At 72.8% G+C, this 23,020-nt stretch carries 24 protein-coding genes; 7 read left to right on the forward strand and 17 right to left on the reverse strand.

From position 1 onward, the window contains the following. Positions 1–2 precede the first annotated feature (2 nt). The 3 genes from SMD11_RS12210 to SMD11_RS12220 all read left to right on the forward strand — a co-directional run bounded on the left by SMD11_RS12210 (position 3) and on the right by SMD11_RS12220 (position 3,714). The gene (locus tag SMD11_RS12210) at positions 3–959 is read left to right on the forward strand and encodes an SPFH domain-containing protein (protein WP_087926488.1); all 957 of its coding nucleotides are present in this window, start codon (positions 3–5) and stop codon (positions 957–959) included. Beyond that, positions 956–1,204 (forward strand): hypothetical protein, encoded by a 249-nt coding sequence (locus tag SMD11_RS12215; protein ID WP_087926489.1) that lies wholly within the window; start codon positions 956–958, stop codon positions 1,202–1,204. Before SMD11_RS12210 ends, SMD11_RS12215 begins: the two co-directional genes overlap by 4 nt. A gap of 134 nt (positions 1,205–1,338) precedes the next feature. Next, positions 1,339–3,714, forward strand: coding sequence for an FtsX-like permease family protein (locus SMD11_RS12220; RefSeq protein ID WP_087926490.1), 2,376 nt, complete (start codon positions 1,339–1,341; stop codon positions 3,712–3,714). A 137-nt stretch (positions 3,715–3,851) separates the two neighbouring features. Here SMD11_RS12220 and SMD11_RS12225 read toward each other — a convergent pair whose 3' ends face one another. Further along, positions 3,852–4,856 carry a hydrogen peroxide-inducible genes activator gene (locus tag SMD11_RS12225; protein WP_087926491.1) on the reverse strand — a complete coding sequence of 335 codons (1,005 nt, stop codon included), beginning with the start codon at positions 4,854–4,856 and terminating at the stop codon, positions 3,852–3,854. Positions 4,857–4,989: 133 nt separating this feature from the next. Between SMD11_RS12225 and SMD11_RS12230 the strand changes: the two genes are divergently transcribed. Further along, positions 4,990–5,544, forward strand: a complete 555-nt coding sequence (locus tag SMD11_RS12230; RefSeq protein WP_087926492.1) for a peroxiredoxin — start codon at positions 4,990–4,992, stop codon at positions 5,542–5,544. A 4-nt stretch (positions 5,545–5,548) separates the two neighbouring features. Beyond that, positions 5,549–6,082, forward strand: coding sequence for an alkyl hydroperoxide reductase (locus tag SMD11_RS12235; protein ID WP_087926493.1), 534 nt, complete (start codon positions 5,549–5,551; stop codon positions 6,080–6,082). Positions 6,083–6,166: 84 nt separating this feature from the next. Here the strand turns inward: SMD11_RS12235 and SMD11_RS12240 are convergent, their stop codons facing one another. The 4 genes from SMD11_RS12240 to SMD11_RS12255 all read right to left on the reverse strand — a co-directional run bounded on the left by SMD11_RS12240 (position 6,167) and on the right by SMD11_RS12255 (position 11,464). Then, a complete protein-coding gene (locus tag SMD11_RS12240; RefSeq protein WP_087926494.1) occupies positions 6,167–7,600 on the reverse strand; it encodes an AI-2E family transporter in 1,434 nt (477 codons plus the stop codon). Positions 7,601–7,772: 172 nt separating this feature from the next. Then, on the reverse strand, positions 7,773–8,504 hold the full coding sequence (locus tag SMD11_RS12245) for a transglycosylase SLT domain-containing protein (RefSeq protein WP_087926495.1): 732 nt from the start codon (positions 8,502–8,504) through the stop codon (positions 7,773–7,775). 473 nt (positions 8,505–8,977) lie between these two features. Then, positions 8,978–10,300 (reverse strand): PhoH family protein, encoded by a 1,323-nt coding sequence (locus SMD11_RS12250; RefSeq protein ID WP_087926496.1) that lies wholly within the window; start codon positions 10,298–10,300, stop codon positions 8,978–8,980. Positions 10,301–10,702: 402 nt separating this feature from the next. Next, positions 10,703–11,464 (reverse strand): isoprenyl transferase, encoded by a 762-nt coding sequence (locus tag SMD11_RS12255; RefSeq protein WP_087930448.1) that lies wholly within the window; start codon positions 11,462–11,464, stop codon positions 10,703–10,705. Positions 11,465–11,575: 111 nt separating this feature from the next. Here SMD11_RS12255 and mgrA point away from each other — a divergent pair, with 111 nt between their 5' ends. Continuing rightward, the gene (gene mgrA / locus SMD11_RS12260; RefSeq protein WP_087926497.1) at positions 11,576–12,622 is read left to right on the forward strand and encodes an L-glyceraldehyde 3-phosphate reductase; all 1,047 of its coding nucleotides are present in this window, start codon (positions 11,576–11,578) and stop codon (positions 12,620–12,622) included. Positions 12,623–12,973: 351 nt separating this feature from the next. Here the strand turns inward: mgrA and SMD11_RS12265 are convergent, their stop codons facing one another. The 3 genes from SMD11_RS12265 to SMD11_RS12275 all read right to left on the reverse strand — a co-directional run bounded on the left by SMD11_RS12265 (position 12,974) and on the right by SMD11_RS12275 (position 15,721). After that, positions 12,974–14,170 carry an MFS transporter gene (locus SMD11_RS12265; RefSeq protein ID WP_087926498.1) on the reverse strand — a complete coding sequence of 399 codons (1,197 nt, stop codon included), beginning with the start codon at positions 14,168–14,170 and terminating at the stop codon, positions 12,974–12,976. Between the two features lie 199 nt (positions 14,171–14,369). Continuing rightward, positions 14,370–14,951 (reverse strand): TetR/AcrR family transcriptional regulator, encoded by a 582-nt coding sequence (locus SMD11_RS12270; RefSeq protein WP_087926499.1) that lies wholly within the window; start codon positions 14,949–14,951, stop codon positions 14,370–14,372. A 41-nt stretch (positions 14,952–14,992) separates the two neighbouring features. Continuing rightward, positions 14,993–15,721, reverse strand: coding sequence for a prepilin peptidase (locus SMD11_RS12275; protein ID WP_087926500.1), 729 nt, complete (start codon positions 15,719–15,721; stop codon positions 14,993–14,995). A gap of 130 nt (positions 15,722–15,851) precedes the next feature. Here SMD11_RS12275 and SMD11_RS12280 point away from each other — a divergent pair, with 130 nt between their 5' ends. Further along, the gene (locus SMD11_RS12280; protein ID WP_087926501.1) at positions 15,852–16,208 is read left to right on the forward strand and encodes a DUF192 domain-containing protein; all 357 of its coding nucleotides are present in this window, start codon (positions 15,852–15,854) and stop codon (positions 16,206–16,208) included. 224 nt (positions 16,209–16,432) lie between these two features. Here SMD11_RS12280 and SMD11_RS12285 read toward each other — a convergent pair whose 3' ends face one another. From SMD11_RS12285 to SMD11_RS12325, 9 genes are all read right to left on the reverse strand, one after another. Further along, a complete protein-coding gene (locus SMD11_RS12285; RefSeq protein WP_159395284.1) occupies positions 16,433–16,684 on the reverse strand; it encodes a hypothetical protein in 252 nt (83 codons plus the stop codon). After that, positions 16,681–17,667, reverse strand: a complete 987-nt coding sequence (locus SMD11_RS12290) for a hypothetical protein (protein WP_087926503.1) — start codon at positions 17,665–17,667, stop codon at positions 16,681–16,683. The genes SMD11_RS12285 and SMD11_RS12290 overlap by 4 nt, the downstream gene beginning before the upstream one ends. Beyond that, on the reverse strand, positions 17,664–18,644 hold the full coding sequence (locus SMD11_RS12295; protein WP_199843859.1) for a hypothetical protein: 981 nt from the start codon (positions 18,642–18,644) through the stop codon (positions 17,664–17,666). The genes SMD11_RS12290 and SMD11_RS12295 overlap by 4 nt, the downstream gene beginning before the upstream one ends. 78 nt (positions 18,645–18,722) lie before the next feature. Further along, positions 18,723–19,358, reverse strand: coding sequence for an OmpA family protein (locus SMD11_RS12300; RefSeq protein ID WP_087926504.1), 636 nt, complete (start codon positions 19,356–19,358; stop codon positions 18,723–18,725). Continuing rightward, positions 19,355–19,963 (reverse strand): hypothetical protein, encoded by a 609-nt coding sequence (locus SMD11_RS12305; RefSeq protein WP_087926505.1) that lies wholly within the window; start codon positions 19,961–19,963, stop codon positions 19,355–19,357. The genes SMD11_RS12300 and SMD11_RS12305 overlap by 4 nt, the downstream gene beginning before the upstream one ends. A 129-nt stretch (positions 19,964–20,092) precedes the next feature. Further along, entirely contained in the window at positions 20,093–20,791 is a 699-nt protein-coding gene (locus SMD11_RS12310) for a pilus assembly protein TadG-related protein (protein ID WP_087930449.1), read from the reverse strand. After that, the gene (locus SMD11_RS12315; protein WP_107422008.1) at positions 20,788–20,952 is read right to left on the reverse strand and encodes a Flp family type IVb pilin; all 165 of its coding nucleotides are present in this window, start codon (positions 20,950–20,952) and stop codon (positions 20,788–20,790) included. Before SMD11_RS12315 ends, SMD11_RS12310 begins: the two co-directional genes overlap by 4 nt. Before the next feature lie 228 nt (positions 20,953–21,180). Then, the gene (locus tag SMD11_RS12320; protein ID WP_087926507.1) at positions 21,181–22,068 is read right to left on the reverse strand and encodes a DUF5936 domain-containing protein; all 888 of its coding nucleotides are present in this window, start codon (positions 22,066–22,068) and stop codon (positions 21,181–21,183) included. A gap of 11 nt (positions 22,069–22,079) precedes the next feature. Continuing rightward, positions 22,080–23,018 (reverse strand): type II secretion system F family protein, encoded by a 939-nt coding sequence (locus tag SMD11_RS12325; RefSeq protein ID WP_087926508.1) that lies wholly within the window; start codon positions 23,016–23,018, stop codon positions 22,080–22,082. Positions 23,019–23,020 lie beyond the last annotated feature (2 nt).

Genomic DNA, 23,020 nt, shown 5'->3' on the forward strand with positions numbered 1-23,020 from the left:
CCATGCCGGAGACCATCGGCACGACCGACGCCGTCACATCGGCGGACGTACCGGAGATGCCCGCGCCGCAGGTGCGGGAGAAGCCGGCCCACGACATCGGCGGCGGCCTCGCCCTGCTGCTGGGGCTGGCCGGGCTGCTGGCCGGCGGCGGCGCGATCGCCTGGGGCGTCAGCTTCGGCAGCGCCGGGCGGACGCTCCCGTGCGCGGTGCTCGTGGCCTGCGGGATCCTGCTCGGCCTCGCCTCCGTCACGGCGATGAGCGGGCTGAACACCGTCGCCCCGGGCGAGGCCCGCGTGGTCCAGCTCTTCGGCCGCTACCGCGGCACGATCCGCACCGAGGGCCTGCGTTGGGTGAACCCCTTCACCAGCCGCGAGAAGATCTCGACCCGGGTGCGCAACCACGAGACGGCCGTCCTGAAGGTCAACGACGCCTACGGCAACCCCATCGAGCTGGCCGCCGTGGTGGTCTGGCGGGTGGAGGACACCGCGCAGGCGCTGTTCGAGGTGGACGACTTCCTGGAGTTCGTCTCCACCCAGACCGAGGCGGCCGTGCGGCACATCGCCATCGAGTACCCCTATGACGCGCACGACGACGACGCCCTCTCGCTGCGCGGCAACGCCGAGGAGATCACCGAGAAACTCGCCGTCGAGCTGCACGCCCGCGTCGAGGCCGCCGGTGTGCACATCATCGAGTCGCGGTTCACGCACCTCGCCTACGCTCCGGAGATCGCCTCCGCGATGCTTCAGCGGCAGCAGGCGGGCGCGGTCGTCGCGGCCCGGAAGCTGATCGTCGAGGGCGCGGTCGGGATGGTGGAGGAGGCCCTGGAGCGGATCAGCGAGCAGGGCTTCGTGGAACTGGACGAGGAGCGGAAAGCGGCCATGGTGAGCAATCTGATGGTGGTGCTCTGCGGGGACCGCGCGGCGCAGCCGGTCCTCAACACGGGCACCCTCTACCAGTGACGGAGGACCTCCCGCCCGAGCGCGGGCCGCGGCGGCGCAAGCAGGTGCTGCTGCGGCTCGACCCGCTGGTCCACGACGCGCTCACGCGCTGGGCGGGCGAGGAGCTGCGCAGCGCCAACGCGCAGATCGAGTTCCTGCTGCGCAAGGCGCTCTCCGAGGCCGGGCGGCTGCCGAAGGGGACGGGCGCGCTGCCCCGGCGGGGCCGGCCGCCGAAGGGCGAGGGCCAGGACCGCGACACGGACTGAGGACGCGGAGGGCGGGGACCCTCCGGCCCCGGCCCCGGCACCCCTTTTATATTCGATTCTTGAGCGAATATTTTCAGACAACTCAACACCCCGTCTATACATGCCGTGTATACACACCGTGTACATTCCTCGGCATGTCGATCGGACCCACAGGAACCACCCCCCGGCCCGCCGGCCCCACCGGGGTCGCCGCCTGGCTGCGGGACCTCACCACGGGCGCCCGCTTCGCCCTGACGGGCGGCCGGGACAGCTGGCTGCGCACCGCGCTCACGGCGGTGGGCGTCGGCCTGGGGGTGACGCTGCTGCTGATCGCGGCCTCCGTCCCGGAGATGCTGTCCCAGCGGTCGCACCGGGAGAGCGCGCGAGCGGTGCCCCTGCCCGCCGAGACGCCCGCGCGGCTGGATCCCGCCCCTGGCACCCTGCTGGTCCGCGCCGTCGAGACGGACTTCCGGGACAAGCCCGTCCGCGGCACGCTGGTGCGGGCGGACGGGCCGGAGGCGCCCGTACCGCCCGGCCTGGACCGGCTCCCCGGTCCCGGCGAGATGGTGCTCTCCCCCGCCCTGGAACGGCTGCTGAAGTCCGACGAGGGCGCGCTGCTGCGGGACCGGTTCGCCCACCGGCTCGTCGGCACCATCTCCGACGCCGGACTCGCCGGCCCCAGCGAGCTCTACTACTACGTCGGCTCCGACCGGCTCGCCACGGACCCGCACGCCTCGCGCGTCGACCACTTCGGAGGCGACACGGACCTGCCACCACCGGATGCGGTCGCCCTCGTCCTGGGCGCCCTGGGCTGCGTCGTCCTGCTGATGCCGGTGGCCGTCTTCCTCGCCACCGCCGTGCGCTTCGGGGGCGAGCAGCGCGACCGGCGGCTCGCCGCGCTGCGGCTGGTCGGCGCGGACGTCAGGACGGTCCGGCGGATCGCCGCCGGTGAGGCGCTGTGCGGCGCGCTGGCCGGAATGGCCGTCGGCGCGTGCCTCTTCCTCTTCCTGCGCGGCTTCGCGACCGGTGTCACCATCCGGGAGGCCAGCGTCTTCCCCGCCGACCTCGCGCCGAGCGCGCCGCTCGCCGCGCTCGTCGCCCTCGCGGTGCCCGCTGCCGCCGTGCTCGTCACGCTCTTCGCGCTGCGCCGGGTCGCCGTGGAGCCGCTGGGCGTCACGCGCGACGGCGCGTCCCGGCGCCGCAGGCTGTGGTGGCGGCTGCTCGTCCCGGCCGTGGGCGTCGCGCTGCTGCTGCCGGGCCTCACGGACGCGAACGTGATGACCTACGGGATCTCGGCGGGCACCTACCGGATCGCCCTCGGCGCGGTGCTCGTCCTGGTCGGCGTCACCGCCCTGCTCCCCTGGCTCGTCGAGCGCTGCGTGGCCCGGCTGCGGGGCGGCCCGGTGGCGTGGCAGCTGGCCGTCCGCCGGCTCCAGCTCAACAGCGGCCCGGCGGCCCGCGCGGTCAGCGGCATCACCGTCGCCGTGGCCGGGGCGATCGCGATCCAGATGTTCCTCGCCGGCACCCAGAGCGGCCCCCCGAGGCCTGAGGAGCCGAGCCACTCGGCGCTGCACGGCCGGTTCCGCCCCGGCACGGCCGCCGAGGTACGCGGCTGGGTGGACCGGCTGAAGGCCACCGAGGGCGTCACGGGCGTCACCGGCTTCGTGGAGCGGTACGCCGACAAGGACAGCGGAGGGCCCTTCTCCGTCACCACGGTCACGGTCGGCGACTGCGCCACCCTGCGGGAGCTGGCCGAGCTGGGCTCGTGCCGGGAGGGCGACACCTTCGTCGCCCAGGAGCCCGACGGCGACGTCGACACGGCCGGCCGGTTCCCGCCCGGCACCCCGCTGACGATCAAGGAGTGGGCGGACGGGCCGTCCCCGCGTACGTACCGCTGGACGGTTCCCACGACGGCGCGTGTCGTGCCGACCCGTCCCGACGCGATCGGTGAGCACCGGTTCGGCGTGCTCGCCACCCCGTCGGCCATCGACGTGCCGAAGATCCCGGACGCGGAGACCACGTTCGCGGTGAAGGTACGGCCCGGCGACCTGGACGCCATCGAACGGGTCCGCAACACCGCGGCCGCCGTCGACCCCTCCTTCCGGGTCTGGCGGGCGGGCGGCGTGGTGAAGGACGACCACTACGCGGCCGTGCGGCAGGGCCTGCTCGCCGGCGCGGTCCTCATCCTGTTCCTCATCGGCGCGAGCATGCTCGTCGGCACGCTGGAGCAGCTGCGGGAGCGCAGGCGGCTGCTGTCCGCCCTGGTCGCCTCCGGCGTCCCCCGCGCCACCGTCGGCTGGTCCGTGCTCTGGCAGACCGCGATCCCCGTGATCCTGGGCCTGGCGCTCGCCGTCGCGGGCGGCCTGGGACTGGGCTGGGCGACGCTCGCCCTGGTCGGCCGGACCGTACGGGACTGGACGGCGTTCGTACCGCTGGTCGGCGCGGGCGCGAGCGTCATCGTGCTGGTGACGCTCGCCAGTCTGCCGCCCCTGTGGCGGCTGATGCGGCCGGACGGGCTCCACACGGAGTAGGCCCGGCGGCACGGTGACGGCGGGAAGTGCGGGGCGGTGCCACAGGGCGCCGCCCCGCGCCCGTACGCCCGGGACCGTAGCCCGCGCCCGTACCCCCGGAGCCGTACGCCCGTGCCCGTAACGCCCCTGACCTCGCGTCAGCCCCGGAGTGTCCGGACCGGCAGGCTTCGCATGGCGGCCCGCAGCGCCTCGGCGAACTGCTCGAACTCCTCCTGCCGGGCCGCGCCCGAGCGCATCGCCAAGGCGACCCGGCGCGAGGGCGCGGGGTCGGAGAAGTAGCCCGTGGCCAGTTCCTCGTTGCGGTCGGTCTCGACGCGCAGCGCCGTCCGCGGCAGCAGGGTCACGCCCATGCCGCCGCCCACCAGCTGGACCAGGGTCGACAGCCCGGCGGCGCTGGTCGTGACGGGCAGCCCGGCCGTGCGGCCCGCCTCCCGGCAGATGTCGAGCGCCTGGTCGCGCAGGCAGTGCCCCTCGTCCAGGAGCAGGAGGTCCAGCTCACGCAGCGCGGCGCGGGGGATGTCCCCCCGGCCGGCCAGCCAGTGGTCACTCGGAGTGACGAGCACGAAGTCCTCGTCGAAGAGCGGGAGCTCCGTCACACCGGGCGCGCCGAGGGGCACGGCGAGCAGCAGGAGGTCCAGCCGGCCCTGGGCCAGGCCGTCCAGCAGGGAGGCGGTCTGCTCCTCGTGCACCTGGAGGTCGAGGGCGGGATAGGCGTCGTGGACCAGCCGCAGGACCGTGGGCAGCAGATAGGGCGCCACAGTCGGGATCACCCCGAGCCGGAGCACCCCGGTGAAGGGCGCGCGGGCCGCGTCGGCCTCCTCCAGCAGGTCTCCGACGGCGTCGAGAACGGCGCGGGCGCGGACGGCCAGCCGCTCGCCGGCGGGGCTGAGCAGCACTTTTCTTGTCGTACGCTCAAGAAGCTGGACGTCGAGCACCTCCTCCAGGGCCGAGACGGCGCCGGAGAGCGCGGGCTGGCTCATCCCTATCGCGGACGCGGCGTCGCGGAAGTGCAGGTGCTCCGCGACGGCGGCGAAGGCCCGCAGCTGGGCGAGGCTGAGCTGGCGCGGCCGGGCCGGCGCGGCCTTCGCGGCGCCCCCCGCGGGCGTCTGGCCGGGGTCCTTCCCCGGGGCTATGGGAGACATGACTGATAACCACCTCCGATCAACTTCCACCAGTCTAGCTATTTCCGTTATCAATGAGACCTGTGGCAGGGTTGGTCTGTCCAACCCGAAGGAAGCTCCCGAAATGGGACGTTTCTCGTTACAAGGAGAGCGCGTGCTCACTGTCGGTGACAAGTTCCCCGAGTTCGACCTGACCGCCTGCGTTGATCTCGACGCGGACAAGGCCTTCGCGCAGATCGACCACAAGACCCACGAGGGCAAGTGGAAGGTCGTCTTCTTCTGGCCGAAGGACTTCACCTTCGTCTGCCCCACCGAGATCGCCGCTTTCGGCAAGCTGAACGACGAGTTCGCCGACCGTGACGCCCAGATCCTCGGTGTGTCCGGCGACTCCGAGTTCGTGCACCACGCCTGGCGCAAGGACCACGCCGACCTGCGTGACCTGCCCTTCCCGATGCTGGCCGACGCCAAGCACGAGCTGATGCAGGCCTGCGGCGTCGAGGGCGAGGACGGCTACGCCCAGCGCGCCGTCTTCATCGTGGACCCCAACAACGAGATCCAGTTCGTCATGGTGACCGCCGGTTCCGTCGGCCGTAACCCCAAGGAGGTCCTGCGGGTCCTCGACGCGCTCCAGACGGACGAGCTGTGCCCGTGCAACTGGAACAAGGGCGAGACGACCCTCGACCCGGTCGCGCTGCTCGCGGGCGAGTGACCCGATGGCCCTCGACGAGCTGAAGTCCGCCATACCGGACTACGCCAAGGACCTGAAGCTGAACCTCGGCTCGGTCATCGGCAACTCCGACCTTCCCCAGCAGCAGCTGTGGGGCACGGTCCTCTCCTGCGCGATCGCGACCCGTTCGCCGATCGTCCTGCGTGAGCTGGAGCCGGTGGCCAAGGAGAACCTCTCCCCCGAGGCGTACACCGCAGCCAAGTCCGCGGCGGCCATCATGGCGATGAACAACGTCTACTACCGCACCCGGCACCTGCTGTCGGACCCGGAGTACGGCAACCTGCGCGCGGGTCTGCGGATGAACGTCATCGGCAACCCCGGCGTGGAGAAGGTCGACTTCGAGCTGTGGTCCCTGGCCGTCTCCGCCATCAACGGCTGCGGCATGTGCCTCGACTCCCACGAGCAGGTGCTGCGCAAGGCCGGCGTGGAGCGCGAGACGATCCAGGAGGCGTTCAAGATCGCCTCGGTGCTCCAGGCCGTCGGCGCGACCCTCGACGCCGAGGCCGTGCTGAACGGCTGACGGACAGCACCGCTGCCCTGAGCCCATACGAAAGGTCCGCCGGCCATCAGGCCGGCGGACCTTTCGTATGTCCGCTCGCGCGCGTCAGGCCCGCGGGGGCTCCTCGCCCGGCGGCTCACCGGGTGGCGCCGCGCCCGCGGCCGCCGCACCCGCGGTCACCGCGACGGGCTCCTCCGGCGGCGGCCCGTCCGCCGCTGCCGCCCGCAAAGCGTTCTCCTTGGCGTGCGCGCGGAGATAGCCGACGACCGTGTTGGTGACGGCGGCCAGCGGGACCGCGACCACCGCGCCGCCGATGCCCGCGACCAGCGAGCCCGCGGCCACCGACAGGACCACCGCGAGCGGGTGGACCCGCACGGCCCGGCCCAGGATGAAGGGCTGGAGGACATGGCCCTCGATCTGCTGCACCGCGAGCACCACGACCAGCACCATCATCGCCGTGAACACATCGCGCGTCACCAGCGCCACGACCACCGCCAGCGCGCCGGAGACCACCGCGCCGACGAGGGGGATGAAGGCGAAGAGGAAGATGAACACGGCCAGCGGCACCGCCAGCGGCACATCGAGGAAGAACAGCCCTATGCCGATGAAGATCGCGTCGATCAGGGCCACTATCACCGTGCCGCGCACATAGGCCGTCAGCGTCGCCCACGCGCGCGGGCCCGCGCCCGCCACACCCTCACGGGCCGCCGCCGGGAACAGCTTGAGCAGCCACTCCCAGATCTTCGGGCCGTCGTAGAGCAGGAAGAGCGTGCTGAACATCGCCAGCAGGATGCCGGTGAGCACCTCGATGATGACCTGGACACCCTCTATGCCCGCCGTGGTGATGTCCTTGGTGTTGGTGCCGATCGCCTGACTGAGGTTGTCGGCGATGTTGTTGATCTGGTCCTCGGTGACGTGGAACGGGCTGTTGAGGAGCCAGTGCTTGAGGTCCTTGATGCCCTGCTGGACCTGCGTGGACAGGTCGTCGAGGTTCTCCGTCACCTGCCAGACCACGAACCAGCCGACCAGGCCCATGACGACGAACCCGGAGATGAAGGTCATCGCCGTGGCCAGGCCGCGGGGCACGCCGCGCCGCTTGAGCAGGGCGACGGTGGGCTGGAGCAGCGCCGTGATGAGCAGGGCCGCGGTGAAGGCGAGCACCACCAGCTGGACCGCGCTGATCACCCGCATCAGCACCCAGAGCGTGCCGGCGAGGATCAGCAGCCGCCAGGCCACCTCGGCCGCGACGCGCACGCCCCAGGGGACGGTGGCCACCGGGTCGGGGCGCGCGGCGACGGCCGGCGCATAGCCGGGCGGCGGCGGTACGTGTTCGGCCGGGGCCGTCGCGGACGGCGTGTCGGCGGCGCCGGCCGCCGGCCCGGGGGCCGCGACGGGCACGGGTTCGGGGCCGGAGGGCGGGCTCACCGCGGCCGGCGTCGCCGCCGCGCCCGGGTCCTCGCCCTTCCGGGCTTCGAGACGGTCGGCGAGGCGGGACAGGCCCGCTCCCACACCCCCGACCAATCTTGGCAATCTGGACATTTCTCTTCCTCTACCCCCACTCCCCCGCGGCCATGGTGACGACGTTACCTGTGCCCGCTGTCATCGATGCCGACAGGCGTCGTGGGGGAAGACACACGAAACCCCCGGCCGGTTGAGGCCGGGGGTCCCGCGAAAGGCATGGAAGTTACCGTAGGTACGGCCTAGGCGTGGGCTAGTACCACTGGTTGGCCTGCCAGAACGACCAGGCGCCGCACGGGCTGCCGTAGCGCTCGTTCATGTAGCCGAGGCCCCACTTGATCTGGGTGGCGGGGTTGGTCCGCCAGTCGGCGCCGGCCGACGACATCTTGGAGGCGGGCAGCGACTGCACCAGACCGTAGGCGCCGGAGGAGGCGTTGGTCGCGGTGTAGTCCCAGCTGCTCTCGTTGTTCACAATGTTGCTGAAGCACTGGAACTGGTCGCCGGGGACCATCTGCCGGGCCATCGCCTGGACCTCGGCGGTGGAGTAGGAGCTCTTGACCGCGAAGTCGGAGGCGTCGCGCGCGGCGGACCGGCTGCCGACCTCGTCCTTCTTCTCGCGCTCCTCGGCGTCCTTCTTCGCCTGCTCCTTCTCCTCCGCCTCCTTCTTCGCCGCGGCGTCCGCGGCGTCCTTCTTGGCGGTGGCGTCCTCGGCCGCCTGCTTGCGCGCGGCCTCCTCGGCGCCCTTCTTCGCGGCCGTGTCCGCCGCGTCGGACTGGGTGTCCGCCTGCTGCGTCAGGGAAGCGGTCTGCGCCTGGACGTTGTGTCCGACGGGGATCTCCGCGAGGAGCGTCGCGTCGGCTGCGGTGGCCTCGACCTGAGGGGTCGTGCCCTGGTCGCTGCCCGAGGCGACACCAACGACGGCGCCGACGGTGGTGACCGCGGTGGCGGACGCCACGGCGAATCCCCGGACCGAAATCCGGCTCACACGGTTTCCTTCCAGCATCGCCCGCATAGGTGACCTCGCGGACGCAATCGTGCCCCTGGCGCTGGCCTCCGTCGTGCCGGTCCCGTGTGGAGCGGAGGAACCGACTGGTCACAGAAGGCGCTGACCCGGTGGGGCCTCCCGCGAGGGAGGTCCGTGTGACGCTCGGGCGGCATACGGCGACGCTGTTCAGTTCTGTGGTGTCGCACCCCAAGGAGGTGCGGTGGTGCCGTATGCGGGGGCCTGACAGGACCCAGACTTTGCCCGACCGGGACGCCCCGAGGCAATTCCGCGTTGCGTGGGAAAGCTCACACGTCGTTTACGCCTGGGATTTCCCGGAAAGCCGGGCGCCGCACAACAGCGCGCGGCTAAGCTCCTTCGCTTTGCCGCGCGCTGTCGTCAAGCCGCCGTCCGTGCGGGATCCATGACGGATCCGCTCCGGTGCCACGGAAAACGACGGACAAGACGGATCCGTATCAGATACGGCCGTCCTCCAGCATTTCGGTCACCAGGGCCGCGATCGGGGAACGTTCCGAACGCGTCAGAGTGACATGCGAGAAGAGCGGATGGCCCTTCAGCTTCTCGACGACGGCGACCACTCCGTCGTAACGCCCCACGCGCAAGTTGTCGCGCTGCGCCACATCGTGGGTGAGAACCACCCGCGAATTGGCTCCGATCCGCGACAGAACGGTCAGCAGGACATTCCTTTCGAGCGACTGGGCCTCGTCCACGATCACGAATGCGTCGTGCAATGACCGGCCGCGGATATGGGTGAGCGGCAGCACCTCCAGCATGCCGCGCCCGACGACCTCCTCGATCACCTCGGCGCTGGTCACCGCCGAGAGGGTGTCGAAGACGGCCTGGGCCCACGGGCTCATCTTCTCGGCCTCGCTGCCGGGCAGATAGCCCAACTCCTGGCCGCCCACCGCGTACAGCGGCCGGAAGACCATCACCTTGCGGTGCTGCCGCCGCTCCAGGACGGCCTCCAGCCCGGCGCACAGCGCCAGCGCCGACTTGCCCGTGCCGGCCCGGCCGCCCATGGACACGATGCCGATGTCCGGGTCCAGGAGCATGTCCAGGGCCACCCGCTGCTCGGCGCTGCGGCCGTGGATGCCGAACGCCTCGCGGTCGCCCCGGACCAGCCGTACGGAGCCGTCCGCGGCCACCCGGCCGAGGGCCTTGCCGCGCTCGGACTGGAGCACCAGTCCCGTGTGCACCGGCAGTTCCGCCGCCTCGGGCACGTCGATGGCCTCGGTGGCGTACAGCTCGTCGACCTGCTCGGCGGTGACGGCGAGCTCCGCCATGCCCGTCCAGCCCGAGTCCGTGATGGCGAGCTCCGCGCGGTACTCCTCCGCCAGCAGGCCGACCGCGGACGCCTTGATGCGCAGGGGCAGGTCCTTGGACACGACCGTGACGTCGTATCCCTCCGCCTGGAGATTGCGGGCGACCGCGAGAATGCGCGAGTCGTTGTCACCGAGGCGGAACCCGGCGGGCAGTATGCCCGTATCCGAGTGGTTGAGCTCGACCCTGAGCGTCCCGCCCAACTCACCGATCGGAATCGGTGAGTCGAGGCGGCCGAATTGCACCCGGTATCCGTCCAGCAGGCGCAGCGCCTGCCGCGCGAAATAACCGAGCTCGGGGTGGTGCCTCTTGGCCTCCAGCTCCGTGACCACCACCACGGGCAGCACGACCTCGTGCTCCTCGAAGCGGGACATGGCGCCTGGGTCGGCCAGCAGGACGCTGGTGTCGAGGACATAGGTGCGCCGGTCGTTCTCACGGCGCTTCTTGCTGGTCACCACGGGTGGACGAACCCCCTCGGGGAGAGGTCGGGGCGCGACGGCGTCGCCGGGGAATGGGCCGGGTCGATGCCCTTCGAGGGCCGGACGCCGGCCCTCCGCGTCGTCCGCGCGACCTGTCGGGTCCGCACGGTCCGCACGGTCGTCGTCCGTGTGCAAAGGGCCTCCCGGGCGGGCGGCCCCATGCCGCCCGCTGGCAGAGCGACGGTCTTTGGACAGACCGTCGACCTGGAGGGGATATTCCCGCTGTACCGCTTGACCATGCAACGGCATATGCGACGACGAGGTGAACCCTTGTTCCGCCGACCTGTGGAGCAGCCGCTCCGGCCGCCGGATCCGACCTGTCAACCGGCTTGTCCGCCGCCCCCGGCGGACCGCCTTACGGGCCCTCGCGCGAGCCGCGCGTCAGCCGCCGTAACGGCGGTGCCGCGCCGCGTAATCCCGCAGCGCGCGAAGGAAGTCGACCTTCCGGAAAGCCGGCCAGAAGACTTCGCAGAAGTAGTACTCGGAGTGCGCGCTCTGCCAGAGCATGAAACCGGACAGACGCTGTTCGCCACTGGTGCGGATGACCAGATCCGGGTCGGGCTGGCCGCGCGTGTAGAGGTGCTTGGAGATGTGCTCGACGTCGACGGTCTCGGCCAGTTCCTCGAAAGAGGAGCCGTTCTCGGCGGCTTCGAGCACCAGCGAGCGCACCGCGTCCGCGATCTCCTGCCGGCCGCCGTAGCCGACGGCCACGTTGACCAGTATTCCGTCGACGCCGAGGGTGTCCTGCTCGGCCTCCTTCAGCACCGACTGGGTGCGCGCGGGCAGCAGGTCCATCGTGCCCACATGGTGCACGCGCCAGCGCCCGTCGGCGGCCAGGCCGCGGACCGTGTTCTCGATGATGCCGAGCAGCGGCTTCAGCTGGTCGGCCGGCCGGTCCAGGTTGTCGGTCGAGAGCATCCAGAGCGTCACGACCTCGACGTCGGTCTCGGCGCACCAGCCGAGCAGCTCCGAGATCTTGTCCGCGCCCGCCTGGTGCCCCTGCTCCAGCGTGCGGCCGTCGGCCCGCGCCCAGCGTCGGTTGCCGTCCAGGATGACGCCGATGTGCTTGGGCACCTGGGCGTGGTCGAGGCGGCCTTCCACCCGGCGTGCGTAGAGCCTGTACACCAGGTCGCGCAACTTCACGTCTTCCAGCCCCTCCATGCCACGGCGGTCGCCCCGAGGGCGCCACATTACTGCCCGCGTGTCACGAGCACCCAACTCGGCCTGTCACAGGTCCGTGATAGTCAGATACACATGACCGATTCCACTCATTCCGCGCACTATCGCGCGGCCGATTCCCGCTACGACTCGATGGAGTACCGGCGTACGGGGCGCAGTGGCCTCAAGCTGCCGGCCATCTCCCTCGGACTGTGGCACAACTTCGGGGACGACCGCTCCCTGGAGTCGCAGCGCGCCATCCTCCGCCGCGCCTTCGACCTGGGCGTCACCCACTTCGACCTGGCCAACAACTACGGGCCGCCGCCGGGCTCCGCCGAGCTGAACTTCGGCAAGATCTTCGCCCAGGACTTCCGGTCGTACCGTGACGAAATGGTGCTCTCCACCAAGGCCGGATATCTCATGCACCCCGGCCCGTACGGGGAGTGGGGTTCGCGGAAGTACCTGCTCTCCTCGCTCGACGCGTCGCTGGGCCGGATGGGTGTCGACTACGTCGACATCTTCTACTCGCACCGCTTCGACCCGGAGACCCCGCTGGAGGAGACGATGGGCGCCCTCGCGTCCGCCGTCCAGCAGGGCAAGGCGCTCTACGCGGGCGTGTCCTCGTACAACGCCGAGCAGACCCGCGAAGCGGCCCGGCTGCTGCGCGAGATGGGCGTCCCGGCCCTGATCCACCAGCCGTCCTACTCGATGATCAACCGCTGGACGGAGGACGACGGCCTGCTGGACACCCTGGAGGCGGAGGGCATGGGCTGCATCTCCTTCGCGCCGCTCGCCCAGGGCCTGCTGACCGACAAGTACCTGCACGGCATCCCGGAGGGCTCCCGCGCCTCGCAGGGCAAGTCGCTCGACCCGGAGCTGCTGACGGACGACGTCGTGGAGCGGCTGCGCGGGCTGAACGCCCTCGCGGAGCGCCGTGGGCAGTCCCTGGCCCAGCTGGCCCTGACGTGGGTGCTGCGCGACGCCCGGATGACCTCGGCGCTGATCGGCGCGTCCAGCGTGCGTCAGCTGGAGGCGAATATCGCCGCGCTCGGGACGTCGAAGCTGACCGATGAGGAGCTGTCCGAGATCGACTCCTTCGCGGTGAGCACCGAAGGTGTCAACATCTGGGCCCGACGCGGCTGAAACCCGACGGGTCTCCATTCCGTCACACACGGTGACGCCCGGGCAGAAAAACGGGCCGGTCCGTGGGGGGGATACGGACCGGCCCGAGGGGGGGTTTCCACCTTAACCGCTCGGAGCACGTGTTCCGCGCACCGGCGGGGGTGACGGCGCGCGCCATGCTGACACTGGGTGACGTTATTGATCTTGAACGGGCCGGTGCGGGCGGCCGCTTCGAGGCCCGCGAGGCCCGTCAGCACTGGCCCTACGGCGTAGAACCGGCCACGCCGGGGTCCATCGGAACGCCGCTCTCCGCCCTTTCTAAAAACGTCCTGAAAAGTCACCCTCGCTTGACGCGTTTGGCTCTTTTTGGCCTCACGCGTGGACACTTTCGGTAGCGAGCTCGGCGTTTTGCGCCAGATGTCCATTCCGGGTAGCCCGGCCGGGGAGCAGGGCGGGAACGAGGGTGGCGAGACCGATCAGGGCCAGCGCGGCGCCGAGCCAGAGCGGGGCCCGCAGACCGAACGGACCGATCACCACACCGCCCACCCATGACCCGATGGTGACGCCCAGGGTGATGAAGGAGGAGTGGACGGTGTTGACCAGCGGCCGGGCGTTGCCGACCCGCTGGACCCGGGTGGCCATGGCCGGGTTCATCGTGACGCCGACGAGCCCGATGCCCATCATGAGGACCACCGCCGGCACGGTGAGGTGGGCGAAGAGCGCGAAGCCGGCGAGGAACAGCAGATTCAGGGCCAGGCCGGCCACCTGGACGCCGACGGTGTGCCGGTCCGCGAGCCGGCCGACGACGTTGTTGCCGATCACGGTGGCCGCGCCGTAGCCGATGAGCAGCAGCGGGACGGTGCCGTCGGCGAAGCCGGTGACCTCGGTGAGGATCGGGTTGAAGTAGCTGAACGCGGCGAAGGTCGCCCCGATGATGAAGGTGCTGGTGGAGAGGGTCAGCCAGAGCTCGGGGTTCCGGAAGGCGCCCAGCTCCTGGCGGACGCTCCCGCCGCCCTCGGAGCGCTCCAGGCGCGGCACGCCGACGAGCGTGCAGAGCGCGGCGGCCACGGTCAGGGCGGCGATGACCCAGAAGGCGGCGCGCCAGCCCAGCCGCTCGCCGATCAGCGTGGCCAGGGGCATCCCGAGCAGGGTGCCGAGCATCAGCCCGTTCAGGGCGACAGCCATGGCCCGGCCGCGGACCTCCGGGCGGGTCAGCTGGGCACAGATCGAGAGGGCGACGCCGAAGAACGCCTGCGAGGCGACGCCGCCTATGACGCGCGCCACCAGCATGACCTCGTAGCCGGGCGCGGCGGCCGCCATGACGGTGCCGGTCAGGGAGACGGCGAACAGGAGGATCAGCGCCCGCTTCTGGCGCATCCTCAGCACGGCCACGGTCAGCAGCGGGCCGCCGACGGCCATGGCCACCGCGAAGGCGGTGATGAGGTAGCCGATCCGGGGGACGGTGGTGTCCAGCCCCTCGGCCATCTGCGGCATCAGTCCGGCGACGACGAACTCGCCGGTCACCAGGGCGAAGATGCCCGCGGCGAGGACGTATACGGCACGTGGCATGGCAGGTGCTCCTGTGCGGTGCAAGGTTTTGGATAGGTCAGTACAAAATCGGGGCAGGGGAAGGCGGGGAGGCGGCCCGGACGAGTGAGGGGAAAAGGGGTGGAGGAAAGGGGTGAGGGGAAAGGGGTGCGCTACGGGCGGGACGGAGACCGGTCGGCGGTCCGTGGGCGACCGCGGCGCCTGCGCCGCGGCCCTGGACTCAGAGCGCGTCGACCGTGGTGCGGGCGATGCCCTCCAGCGCCGCCCGCCCGATGCCGGCGCGCGCCGAGACACGCATGCCACCGATGGCGGCGGCCACGAAGTGCGCGAGCGTACGGGCGTCCTTGGCCGCGTCGATGTCGCCGTCGCGCTGCCCGGACTCCAGGGCGGCCGTCAGCACCTCCAGGCGGCGCCGGTAGTCGCGCTCCAGCTCACGCGCCACCTCGGCGTCGCGGGCCGCCAGCTCCACGGCGGTGTTGACGAACAGACAGCCACGGCCGTCCTCCGCGTGCGCGCACTCCTCCTCGACGACGCGCTCCAGCATCGTGCGGACCTTCTCCCGCGCCGGGAGGTCCGATTCGAGCAGCTCGGTCAGCGAGGCGGTCTTCGTCTCCAGATAGCGCCCCAGGGCCCGCTCGAAGAGGTCGTGCTTGCTCTTGAAGGCGTTGTAGATGCTGCTCCGGCCCAGGCCGGTGGCGTCGCAGAGATCCTGGGTGGAGGTGGCTTCGTACCCGGCGGTCCAGAACGCCTCCATCGCCGCGTCGACCGCCCGCTCCTCGTCGAACTTCCTCGGTCGGGCCATGGAACGACCGTAACATGTTTTGGATCACTTGGTCTAAAAGATCAGGCGGTGGCCGCCGCGCCGCCCAGCAGCACCCCCAGCCACGCCCCCACGATCATGAACGGGCCGAAGGCCAGCGCCGTACCGCGCGCGGCCCGGCGCGCCACCAGCAGCGCCGTGCCGTACAGCGAGCCGAGCAGCAGCCCCGCGAACGCGCCCGCGAAGACCACCGGCCAGCCGTACCAGCCGAGGGCGCAGCCCAGGCCGAGCGCGAGCTTCACGTCCCCGAACCCCATCCCGGCCGGATGGACCAGGAACAGCACCAGATAGCCGCCGCCCATCGCCAGGCCGCCCAGCAGGGCCCCGGCCCAGGAACCCGCGGCCCCGGGTATGAGCGCGGCGGCCCCCAGCAGGGCCGCCACCCCGGCGGCCAGCGGCAACGTCAGGACGTCGGGCAGCCGCCGCACCGAGCGGTCGACCGCCGCCAGCAGCACCACCACGGGCGCGGCCAGCAGCCACACCACCAGCTCGGGGCGCGCCCCCGCGGCGGCCGCGAGCCCCGCGCAACCCAGCGCCGTGAACGCCGCGGGCCACCACGCGCCCCCGCCGTACCCCGCCCCGCACACCCCGCAGCGGGACCGGCCCAGCCAGCCCGCGACGGCGTGCCCGCAGGGCCCGGCCGACCGCCAGGGCTCCTCCGGCCCGACGCTCAGCCGATACCGCGCCCGCGCCACGGCCGCCCCGGCCACCGCCCCGTACACCGCCGCGAGAAAGACCAACAGCGCATCCATGACCCGAGATTACGGACGATCGCCGATCTCCGCCGGGGCCTGTGGATAAAGTGCCGTGAGGCGCGGATCCGGCACCCGACGGCCGGGTCCCGGCGCCTTGTTGCGGCTCCCCGCACGGAAGGATCACGGCATGCCCCGATGGCGGGACGGCACCGGCCTGCTCCTCCTCCCGGACCTGCCCCCGGTCCCGCTGGAGATCGCCTCCTCCTACCGCGCCCGCACTCGGGGGCTCCTCGGCCGGGACGGCGTCGAGGGGGCACTGCTCCTCACGCCGGCGTCCTCCGTCCATACCTTCCGGATGCGGTTCGCGATCGATGTGGCCTATCTGGACCGGGAGTTGCGGGTACTGGCGGTGCGGACGATGGTGCCGGGGAGGCTGGGGTTGCCGCGGGTTCGGGGGCGGCATGTGGTGGAGGCTTCGGCGGGGGCGTTGGAGCGGTGGGGGGTGCGGGTGGGGGTGCGGGTCGGGGTGACGGGTGGGGGGTGAGGTGCGGGTCGGGGTGACGGGGGCCGGGACGGTGGGGGCCGCTGCGCGGGGCTTGTTCCCCACCCCGCCCCTTCCCGTAACCGGGGGCAAGCCCCCGGGCCCCCGTTCCGCGCTGACGCGCGGTGTCCTCACACGCCGGACGGGCTGAAGCCAGGACCGGGGTCCGGGGCGGAGCCCCGGTTACGGGAAGGGGCGGGACTGGGGAAAGCCCGCCGCAGGCGCCACTACCCGCGCCGCACCCGCAGCGTCCACACCCCCAGCCCCAACAGCAACCCCGACCCCACCCCCACCCCCGCATACCCGACCACCCGCAGCACCCCGCCCCCGCCCGAACCACCCGCGCCGGCGACCGCCGTCACCCGAGTGCCCCCGGCTTCCTTGCGCGGCGCCGCCGAGGACGCCCTCTCGACATCCACGTCGAGAGTGACCGGCACCGTGCCCGAACCACCCCGCCCCACCTTCGGGTTGAGACTCACCTGAAGGTAGTACCAGCCCGCGAAGCGCATCCCCCGCACCGCGTCCCCGCCCCGGCCGGGCCGCCCGCGGGAGGGGTGGCCAGGGAGAGCGTGGCGTCCCGCCCCTGATAGCCGGCCGTCTTGTTCATGACGTAGCCGCGGGCGGTGTTGCTCAGCCCCAGCCGCACCCCGCTGATCACGTACGGGGCGGCGCCGTCGTCCGCCGCGCCCGCGAACCGCGCGCTCGCGAAGAGCTGCCGGCCGGTGTCGACCGAGACCCGGTAGAAGCGCGTCTCGCCGGGGCGGAGCTGGTCTTTCCAGGATCCGGCGCGGATCTCCGCCGCGTCGTTGAAGCCGGAGCCGCCGACGATCTCCGTGGCCGCGCGGCGCGTCCTGGGCGGCGGCTGCGAGCTCCAGGAGCCGGAGGACGTCGCGGCGTCCCCGGGCCGGGCCGCCGGGCCCGTCTCGTACCGCAGCTCGACGGGCACCGCCGCCGTGTCACCGCCCGCCGCGTCGCCCCGCTCCACCGCGAAGCGGTACGTGCCCGCGGCCCCGCAGAGCGCGCCCGGCCGGACCACCCGCTCCGCGTAGTCGGCGACGGGGTAGGCACCGCCCGCCGACAGGAACGTACGGTGCCGCCCGGCGCCGCAGGGGGTGCCGGACGCGTCCTCCAGGACCACGTCGATGCCGTCCCGGGTGCCCATCGTGGCGCCGGGCCGGGGCACGGCCACCGCCGAGACGTACGCGCTGGAACCGGCGTCCAGCTCCACTCTGTAGTACTTGCGTTCGCCGGGCTTGACGCTGTCCGTGTAGGTCGCGGAGCCCGGCCTCAGTAACGGCCCGCCGGTGGCGCTCCCCGACCCGCGCACCTCTTGCGCACCCGGCGCCATGCGGTAGACCGGCACCGCGCCCGCTCCCCTGCCGCCCTGTCCGGCCGCCCCGGCGCTCCCGGCCGCCACCAGCACCCCCAGCGCGGCCGTTCCGACGAGCCAGCAGCCCCTCATCTCCCGCCTCCCTCACCAGTCCCCGGCCTCAGCGGTGCCCCATCCTGCCCTGCGCCGCGCGGCGGGCGCGAGGGTTCCGCACGGAGGCCGGCGAGGGCCGCCTCGATGGTGCGCACGGTCAGCCGCGGGCGGTGGAAGACGTCGTCGCGGGTGAAGCGGAGGAGCCGCCGGAGCTCCGGGCAGCCGGCCAGGTCGTTGAAGCGCGCCGTGTCGTTCTGGTGGGCGGCCCGGCTGCCGTGCCAGGTGAAGCCCTCGATCTCCACGCCCAGCCCTTCCGCCCGGAAGAGGAAGTCCAGCCGGGCCGTCCTGCCGCGCGCCGTGACCACCTCGGCCTGCGACTCGGGCCGGAGCCCGGCGCCGAGCATCTCCAGCCGCGCCTTGGACTCCGCCGGGGAGCCGCACCTGCCGTCGGTGAGCGCGAGGGCCCGCCGCGCCGCGCGCGTGCCGGGGCGGCGCGAGGAGGCGGCCAGGGCCGCCCCGATGCCGTCGGCGTCCACCGTGCCGCGGGCGAGGGCGGAGTCCGCGGCGATGACGCCCTCCTCCAGGGGGAGCGTCCGCAGCAGGTCGCAGACCGTCCGCACGGGTGTCGTGACGCGCACCCCGGCGACGACGGTGACCTCCTCCTCGGCCACCGGGATCCCGTGCAGCACGGCCCCCGCGGCCCGCCGCCCCCGGCCGGGGGCGGTCAGCTCCGCCCCGTACGGCCGCGTCAGCGCGATGCCGTGGGCGGCGGCGGCCGAGCCGTGGCTCGCCACCAGCTCGGGGTGGCGCAGCTGCCAGGCGCGCAGCCGCAGCGGCAGGTCGACCACCCGCCCGGGCTCGGCCCAGGCCCCCGGGTGCACCCGGCTCCAGCCCGCGCGCCGCAGCGACCGGGCCACCCCGTCCGCCCGCAGCCCGGCGCCGGCGGCCTGCGCGGCCAGCACGATCCCGCCCTGCGCGGCGGCCACTTCGCGCAGCCTCCGGTGATCCGCCCTCATCGCCCCAGGAGACCGCACCCGCCCGCTTCCGCGCGAGCCCTGTGGATAACCCCGGCCGGCCGCGCGGGCGGCGGGCGTTCAGCCGCGCCGCGGGAAGCTGACCTCCACCCGCCGGTTCTTCCGGCGGCCTTCCTCGGTGGCGTTGTCGGCGATCGGGAACAGCTCGCCGTAGCCCCGGATCTGGTAGCTGACGCCGGACGAGCCGACGTCCTTGGCCAGTTGCCGCTGTACGGCGTTGGCGCGCTCCTTGGACAGGGCGACGCCGTGGGTGGTGGAACCGAGGTTGTCGGTGAAGCCGAAGACCCTCAGCGTGGTGGCGCGCTGCCTGGTGACCTCCTCGGCGATGGAGCGGATCTTCGCGTGGGCGTCGGAGCCGAGGGACGAGCTGTCCTTGTCGAAGAGGACCTCGGCCTGGAGGGCGAAGGTGACGGCGATGTTGGTGTCCTCGCGGCGCTCGTCGCCGTCGCCTGTCTCGACCACGGACTTGATGTCGAGGACCCGGCCGGGCGCGAGTTCGGCGCCGGAGCGCATCTTCAGATCGGGGTCCTTACGGTCGATCCGCACCGGCGGGGACGTGTCGGCGGGGCTGCCGGGGCCGCTGTCCGCGCGGGCGGTGACGGCGGGCGCGGTGGCGGCCAGCAGGGCGGCGGTCACGGCCGCGGCGGCGGCAGCGCCGCGGCGGACCGCTCGGGGCGTCGGCACGGCCTGCCTCATCCCGAGATCCGCACACGGACGGAGGGCATGGTGGGGAGCTGGAAGTCGACGGCCGTGACGCTCTCCGGCGGGGCCGGGAACTGCGCGAAGACCGGCCGGCTCTCCTGCGGCTTGATGTTGGTCAGGCCCGTGCTGCACAGACACTCGCCGTCGGTGTCCCGGAGCACCAGATAGCGCTTCTTGCTGGAGCCGTCGACAAGTGAGGCGCCGGAGAGGGAGGAGCGGGACTTCATCTCCGTCTCCTTCGAGAGCCAGTGGATGGCGTTGAAGGGCTTCTGGCCGCGGTTGGTCAGCGTGCCGTCGACGGTCACGAAGCCGCCGTCGTCGCGCCGCGCGGCGGTGAGGGTGATGACGACGCCGTCCGGCCCCTTCATCTCACCTATCGCCCCGGCCTTCGGGGAGGAGTCGTCCGCGCCGTCCGATCCGCCCCCCTTCCCGGACTTCCCGGCCTCGCCCGCCTTGCCGCGCGGGGTGGCCGAGGCCGCGCCGGAGTCGTCCGACGCGTCGCCGCCCCCGCCGCAGCCGGTCGCGGTCAGGGCCAGGGCGGCCGCGAGCGCCGCCGCGGCCGCGCCTCTGCGGGCCTTCGTCGTGTGCCGCATGCTCATGGGTCGCGTTCCTTCGTTCGTCGCCGGGCGGGCGGGTTCGTCAACGTCAAGCGGTCGGGCCGGTCGGGCCGGTCGGACACGGCCGGGTGGCCAGGCGGAGGGGTCGGTGTCGGTGCGGTCCGCCTTCCGTCAGTCCGCCAGGCGGACCGCGAAGAGCGCCCGGGCCGCCCGCGCGAGGTCGCCGGGGCGCGCCGGGTCGATCGTCACCACCTCGCCGCCGCACACGATCTCGACGGGCGCCGGGCGCCCGGGTGACGGCGTGCCCGTCGGCCCGGGGGACGCCCCGCCCGAGGGCCGGGGCGACGGCTCGCCGGCGGGCCGGCCGGCGGCGCAGCGCGGTTCGACCACGGCCCGCGCGGTCGCCGTCGCGTGCGTGTCCTCGGTGCCCGGGACGACGGACCGGCCGACGGGATCGGTGGCCCTTACGGTGACGGTGAAGGCGGCGGGCAGGCCGCCGTCCGGCGGTACGCAGTCGCCCACCAGGCCGGCGCCGTTCAGGGTCGCGTACGAGGCGGCCGCACCGCAGGCGGCGTCGGGCGACCCGGCGCGGCCCGTCAGCCAGTCCGTCCAGGCGGCGCCCGCACCGCCGTCCGTGAGGCCGCCCAGGGCGGTCAGGAGGCCCGTGCGGAGCTGGTCGCGGTAGCTCTGGGCCGCGGCCAGGGCGGCGGCGTCGGCGGCGGTCTGCGCGCCGTTCTTGTCGGCTCCCGCCCTGCCCACGGCGAAGAACGCGAGCGCGAGGAAGAGCAGGCCCGCCACGGCCGTGAGGTAGATCGGGAACGCCTGTCCCGCGTCGCCCGCGGCCCGCCCGCGCGCCGGCCGGCCGGTCAGCCGCTGGTCACTTCGGTGATCTTGTCGGAGATGGCGCTCGCGATCGCGCTGCCGAAGTCGGTCCGGGTCAGCACGAGGACGATCGCCACCACGACGGCGATGATGCCCAGATACTCGATCGCGGTCTGGCCGCGGTCGTTTCCCAAGAAGCGCTTGCCCATCGTCTTCCCCTCCATCGGCGGCCGGTCCCGGCGGACCCGCTCGCTCCGTCCCCGTGACGCCGCTCGCGACACAAGAAAAGTACGCCGGAACAGCAGGAGCGGAACAGGGCACGTGACGCGATTCCTCACCCTTCAGGGGGAGTTGACACGCCGGACACCCGGCCGGCCCCCGCATCGCTACCCCCACACGCACCGCGCCACCCGCACACCACACCGGCTTCACCCCTCTCATTTCCCCGTGAGGGACCCGAAGTCCGTCCCCGACCCCAGGAAGAACCCCGCCACCAGCAGGATCATCGTCCCCGGCACCATGAACGTGGTGATCACGACAGTGGCCTTGGGGACGGCGCGCGCCGCGCGGCGGCGCGCCTGCTGCGCATCCGTGCGACGCATGTCGTCCGCGATGGCGATCAGGGTGTCGACGATCGGCGCGCCCAGCTCCTCGCCCTGCTGGAGGGCGGTGACGAACTGGGCGACCTGCTCGGAGTCGTTGCGCCGGCGCAGCTCCTCGAACGCCTGCCGGCGGCCGACGCCCATGTCCATCTGCCGGAGCGTGATGCGCAGTTCGTCCGCCCACGGCCCCTCGTACTTCTCCGAGACCCGGTCGAGGGCCTGCCGGAAGCTCAGCCCGGCGCTCACCACCACCGCGAGGACGTCCAGGAAGTCCGGCAGCGTCCGGTCGATCGCGTCCTTGCGCTCGCGCACCGCCGCCCAGATGCCGACCTCGATCCAGAACAGGCCGAAGGCGCCCAGCAGCAGCGCGAGGAGCACCTCGCCGTCCAGCAGCATCACCAGCGCGCCGCCGAAGCCGAGCGCGCCGTAGACCGCGCGCCGCGCCGCGTAGCGGTCGACGGTCAGGCCGCCCGGGTTCCCGGCCCGGTCGATGCGCCCGCGGACCTTCGACACCCGTTTCTCGCCCATCATCCGCAGCACCAGCGGCGCGTACCGCATACCCAGCCGGTCGACCGCGGACCCCACGGCCGTCGTCCGGGTCGCGCCGACCTCCAGGGCCAGCGCCAGGTCGGCCGGCAGCCGCGCCTCGCTGCGCCAGAGGGCGACCCCCGCGCAGAGCCCGGCCACGGCCAGCGCGGCCAGCAGTCCCAGCAGAAGTCCCATCTCCCCGCCCCTCAGACGTCGATCCTGGACAGCTTGCGGATGACGAGGAAGCCCACCCCGTAGAGGCAGAAGGCCGCGACCACGGCCGCCTGCCCGAGGAAGCCGGAGGTCATCCGGTCGATCGACCCGGGCGCGATCCGGTCCATCAGCAGCAGGGTGCCGATGCCCATCAGCGGGACGACGTAGGCGGTGACGGTCACCTGCGACAGCTGCGTACGGACCTCCCGGCGCGTCTCCTTCCGCTCCTCCAGAGTCCGGGTGAGGTTGCGCAGCGAGCTGACGACCGTGCCGCCCGCCCGGTTCGACAGCACCAGCGTCGTCACCAGCACCACCAGTTCCCGCGAGGGCAGCCGCTCGGCGAGCTCGCCGAGCGCGTCGTCCACGGAGTGCCCGACCGCGAGCTTGTCGGCGACCTTGGCGAGCTCCTCGCCCGCCGGCGCCTCCATCTCGTCCGCCGCCATGGCCAGCGCCGTGCGCAGGGCGAGGCCGGCCTGGGTGGCGTTGGCGAGGATCCGGGAGAGCTCGGGCAGCTGGTTGATGAACCGCTCGATCCGCTTGCGCCGCTGCCAGGTCAGCACCCCGGAGGCGGACCAGACCGCGACCCCGCCGGCCAGCGGCCCGAAGAACGGCGCGAGGGCGCCCGCCGCCACCAGCCACAGGCCGGCCGCCGCCGTGACCGTGCCGACCGTGAACTCGGCCGGCGTGACGTCCAGGCCGGTCGACGCGAGCCGCAGCTCCAGGCGCCGCCCCGCGCGCGTCGCCCGCAGCCGCCGGTCGAGGCCCGCGAAGTGCCGGGCCCGGCCGGCGGGCGGCAGCGCGGGGGTGTCGGACAGCCGGTCCACCAGCGCCCTGCGCTGCGCCCGGCCCGCCCCGTACACCAGCAGGCCCGCGACGCCGAGGGCGCAGGCCAGCAGGGTGGCTCCGACCGTAAGGGTGACGAGTCCGTCCATGG

The organism is Streptomyces albireticuli (genome assembly GCF_002192455.1).
GTDB classification, from domain to species: Bacteria; Actinomycetota; Actinomycetes; order Streptomycetales; family Streptomycetaceae; genus Streptomyces; species Streptomyces albireticuli_B.

What these genes read in the sequence shown, in the direction of transcription:
- SMD11_RS12220 (WP_087926490.1), top strand. Translation starts at nt 1,339, where the DNA reads ATGTCGATCGGACCCACAGGAACCACCCCCCGGCCCGCCGGCCCCACC.
- SMD11_RS12305 (WP_087926505.1), bottom strand. Translation starts at nt 19,963, where the DNA reads ATGAGCATGCGGCACACGACGAAGGCCCGCAGAGGCGCGGCCGCGGCG.
- SMD11_RS12325 (WP_087926508.1), bottom strand. Translation starts at nt 23,018, where the DNA reads ATGGACGGACTCGTCACCCTTACGGTCGGAGCCACCCTGCTGGCCTGC.
- SMD11_RS12300 (WP_087926504.1), bottom strand. Translation starts at nt 19,358, where the DNA reads ATGAGGCAGGCCGTGCCGACGCCCCGAGCGGTCCGCCGCGGCGCTGCC.
- SMD11_RS12210 (WP_087926488.1), top strand. Translation starts at nt 3, where the DNA reads ATGCCGGAGACCATCGGCACGACCGACGCCGTCACATCGGCGGACGTA.
- SMD11_RS12275 (WP_087926500.1), bottom strand. Translation starts at nt 15,721, where the DNA reads ATGGATGCGCTGTTGGTCTTTCTCGCGGCGGTGTACGGGGCGGTGGCC.
- mgrA (WP_087926497.1), top strand. Translation starts at nt 11,576, where the DNA reads ATGACCGATTCCACTCATTCCGCGCACTATCGCGCGGCCGATTCCCGC.
- SMD11_RS12265 (WP_087926498.1), bottom strand. Translation starts at nt 14,170, where the DNA reads ATGCCACGTGCCGTATACGTCCTCGCCGCGGGCATCTTCGCCCTGGTG.
- SMD11_RS12235 (WP_087926493.1), top strand. Translation starts at nt 5,549, where the DNA reads ATGGCCCTCGACGAGCTGAAGTCCGCCATACCGGACTACGCCAAGGAC.
- SMD11_RS12315 (WP_107422008.1), bottom strand. Translation starts at nt 20,952, where the DNA reads ATGGGCAAGCGCTTCTTGGGAAACGACCGCGGCCAGACCGCGATCGAG.
- SMD11_RS12320 (WP_087926507.1), bottom strand. Translation starts at nt 22,068, where the DNA reads ATGGGACTTCTGCTGGGACTGCTGGCCGCGCTGGCCGTGGCCGGGCTC.
- SMD11_RS12240 (WP_087926494.1), bottom strand. Translation starts at nt 7,600, where the DNA reads ATGTCCAGATTGCCAAGATTGGTCGGGGGTGTGGGAGCGGGCCTGTCC.
- SMD11_RS12280 (WP_087926501.1), top strand. Translation starts at nt 15,852, where the DNA reads ATGCCCCGATGGCGGGACGGCACCGGCCTGCTCCTCCTCCCGGACCTG.
- SMD11_RS12295 (WP_199843859.1), bottom strand. Translation starts at nt 18,644, where the DNA reads ATGAGGGCGGATCACCGGAGGCTGCGCGAAGTGGCCGCCGCGCAGGGC.
- SMD11_RS12290 (WP_087926503.1), bottom strand. Translation starts at nt 17,667, where the DNA reads ATGAGGGGCTGCTGGCTCGTCGGAACGGCCGCGCTGGGGGTGCTGGTG.
- SMD11_RS12225 (WP_087926491.1), bottom strand. Translation starts at nt 4,856, where the DNA reads ATGTCTCCCATAGCCCCGGGGAAGGACCCCGGCCAGACGCCCGCGGGG.
- SMD11_RS12270 (WP_087926499.1), bottom strand. Translation starts at nt 14,951, where the DNA reads ATGGCCCGACCGAGGAAGTTCGACGAGGAGCGGGCGGTCGACGCGGCG.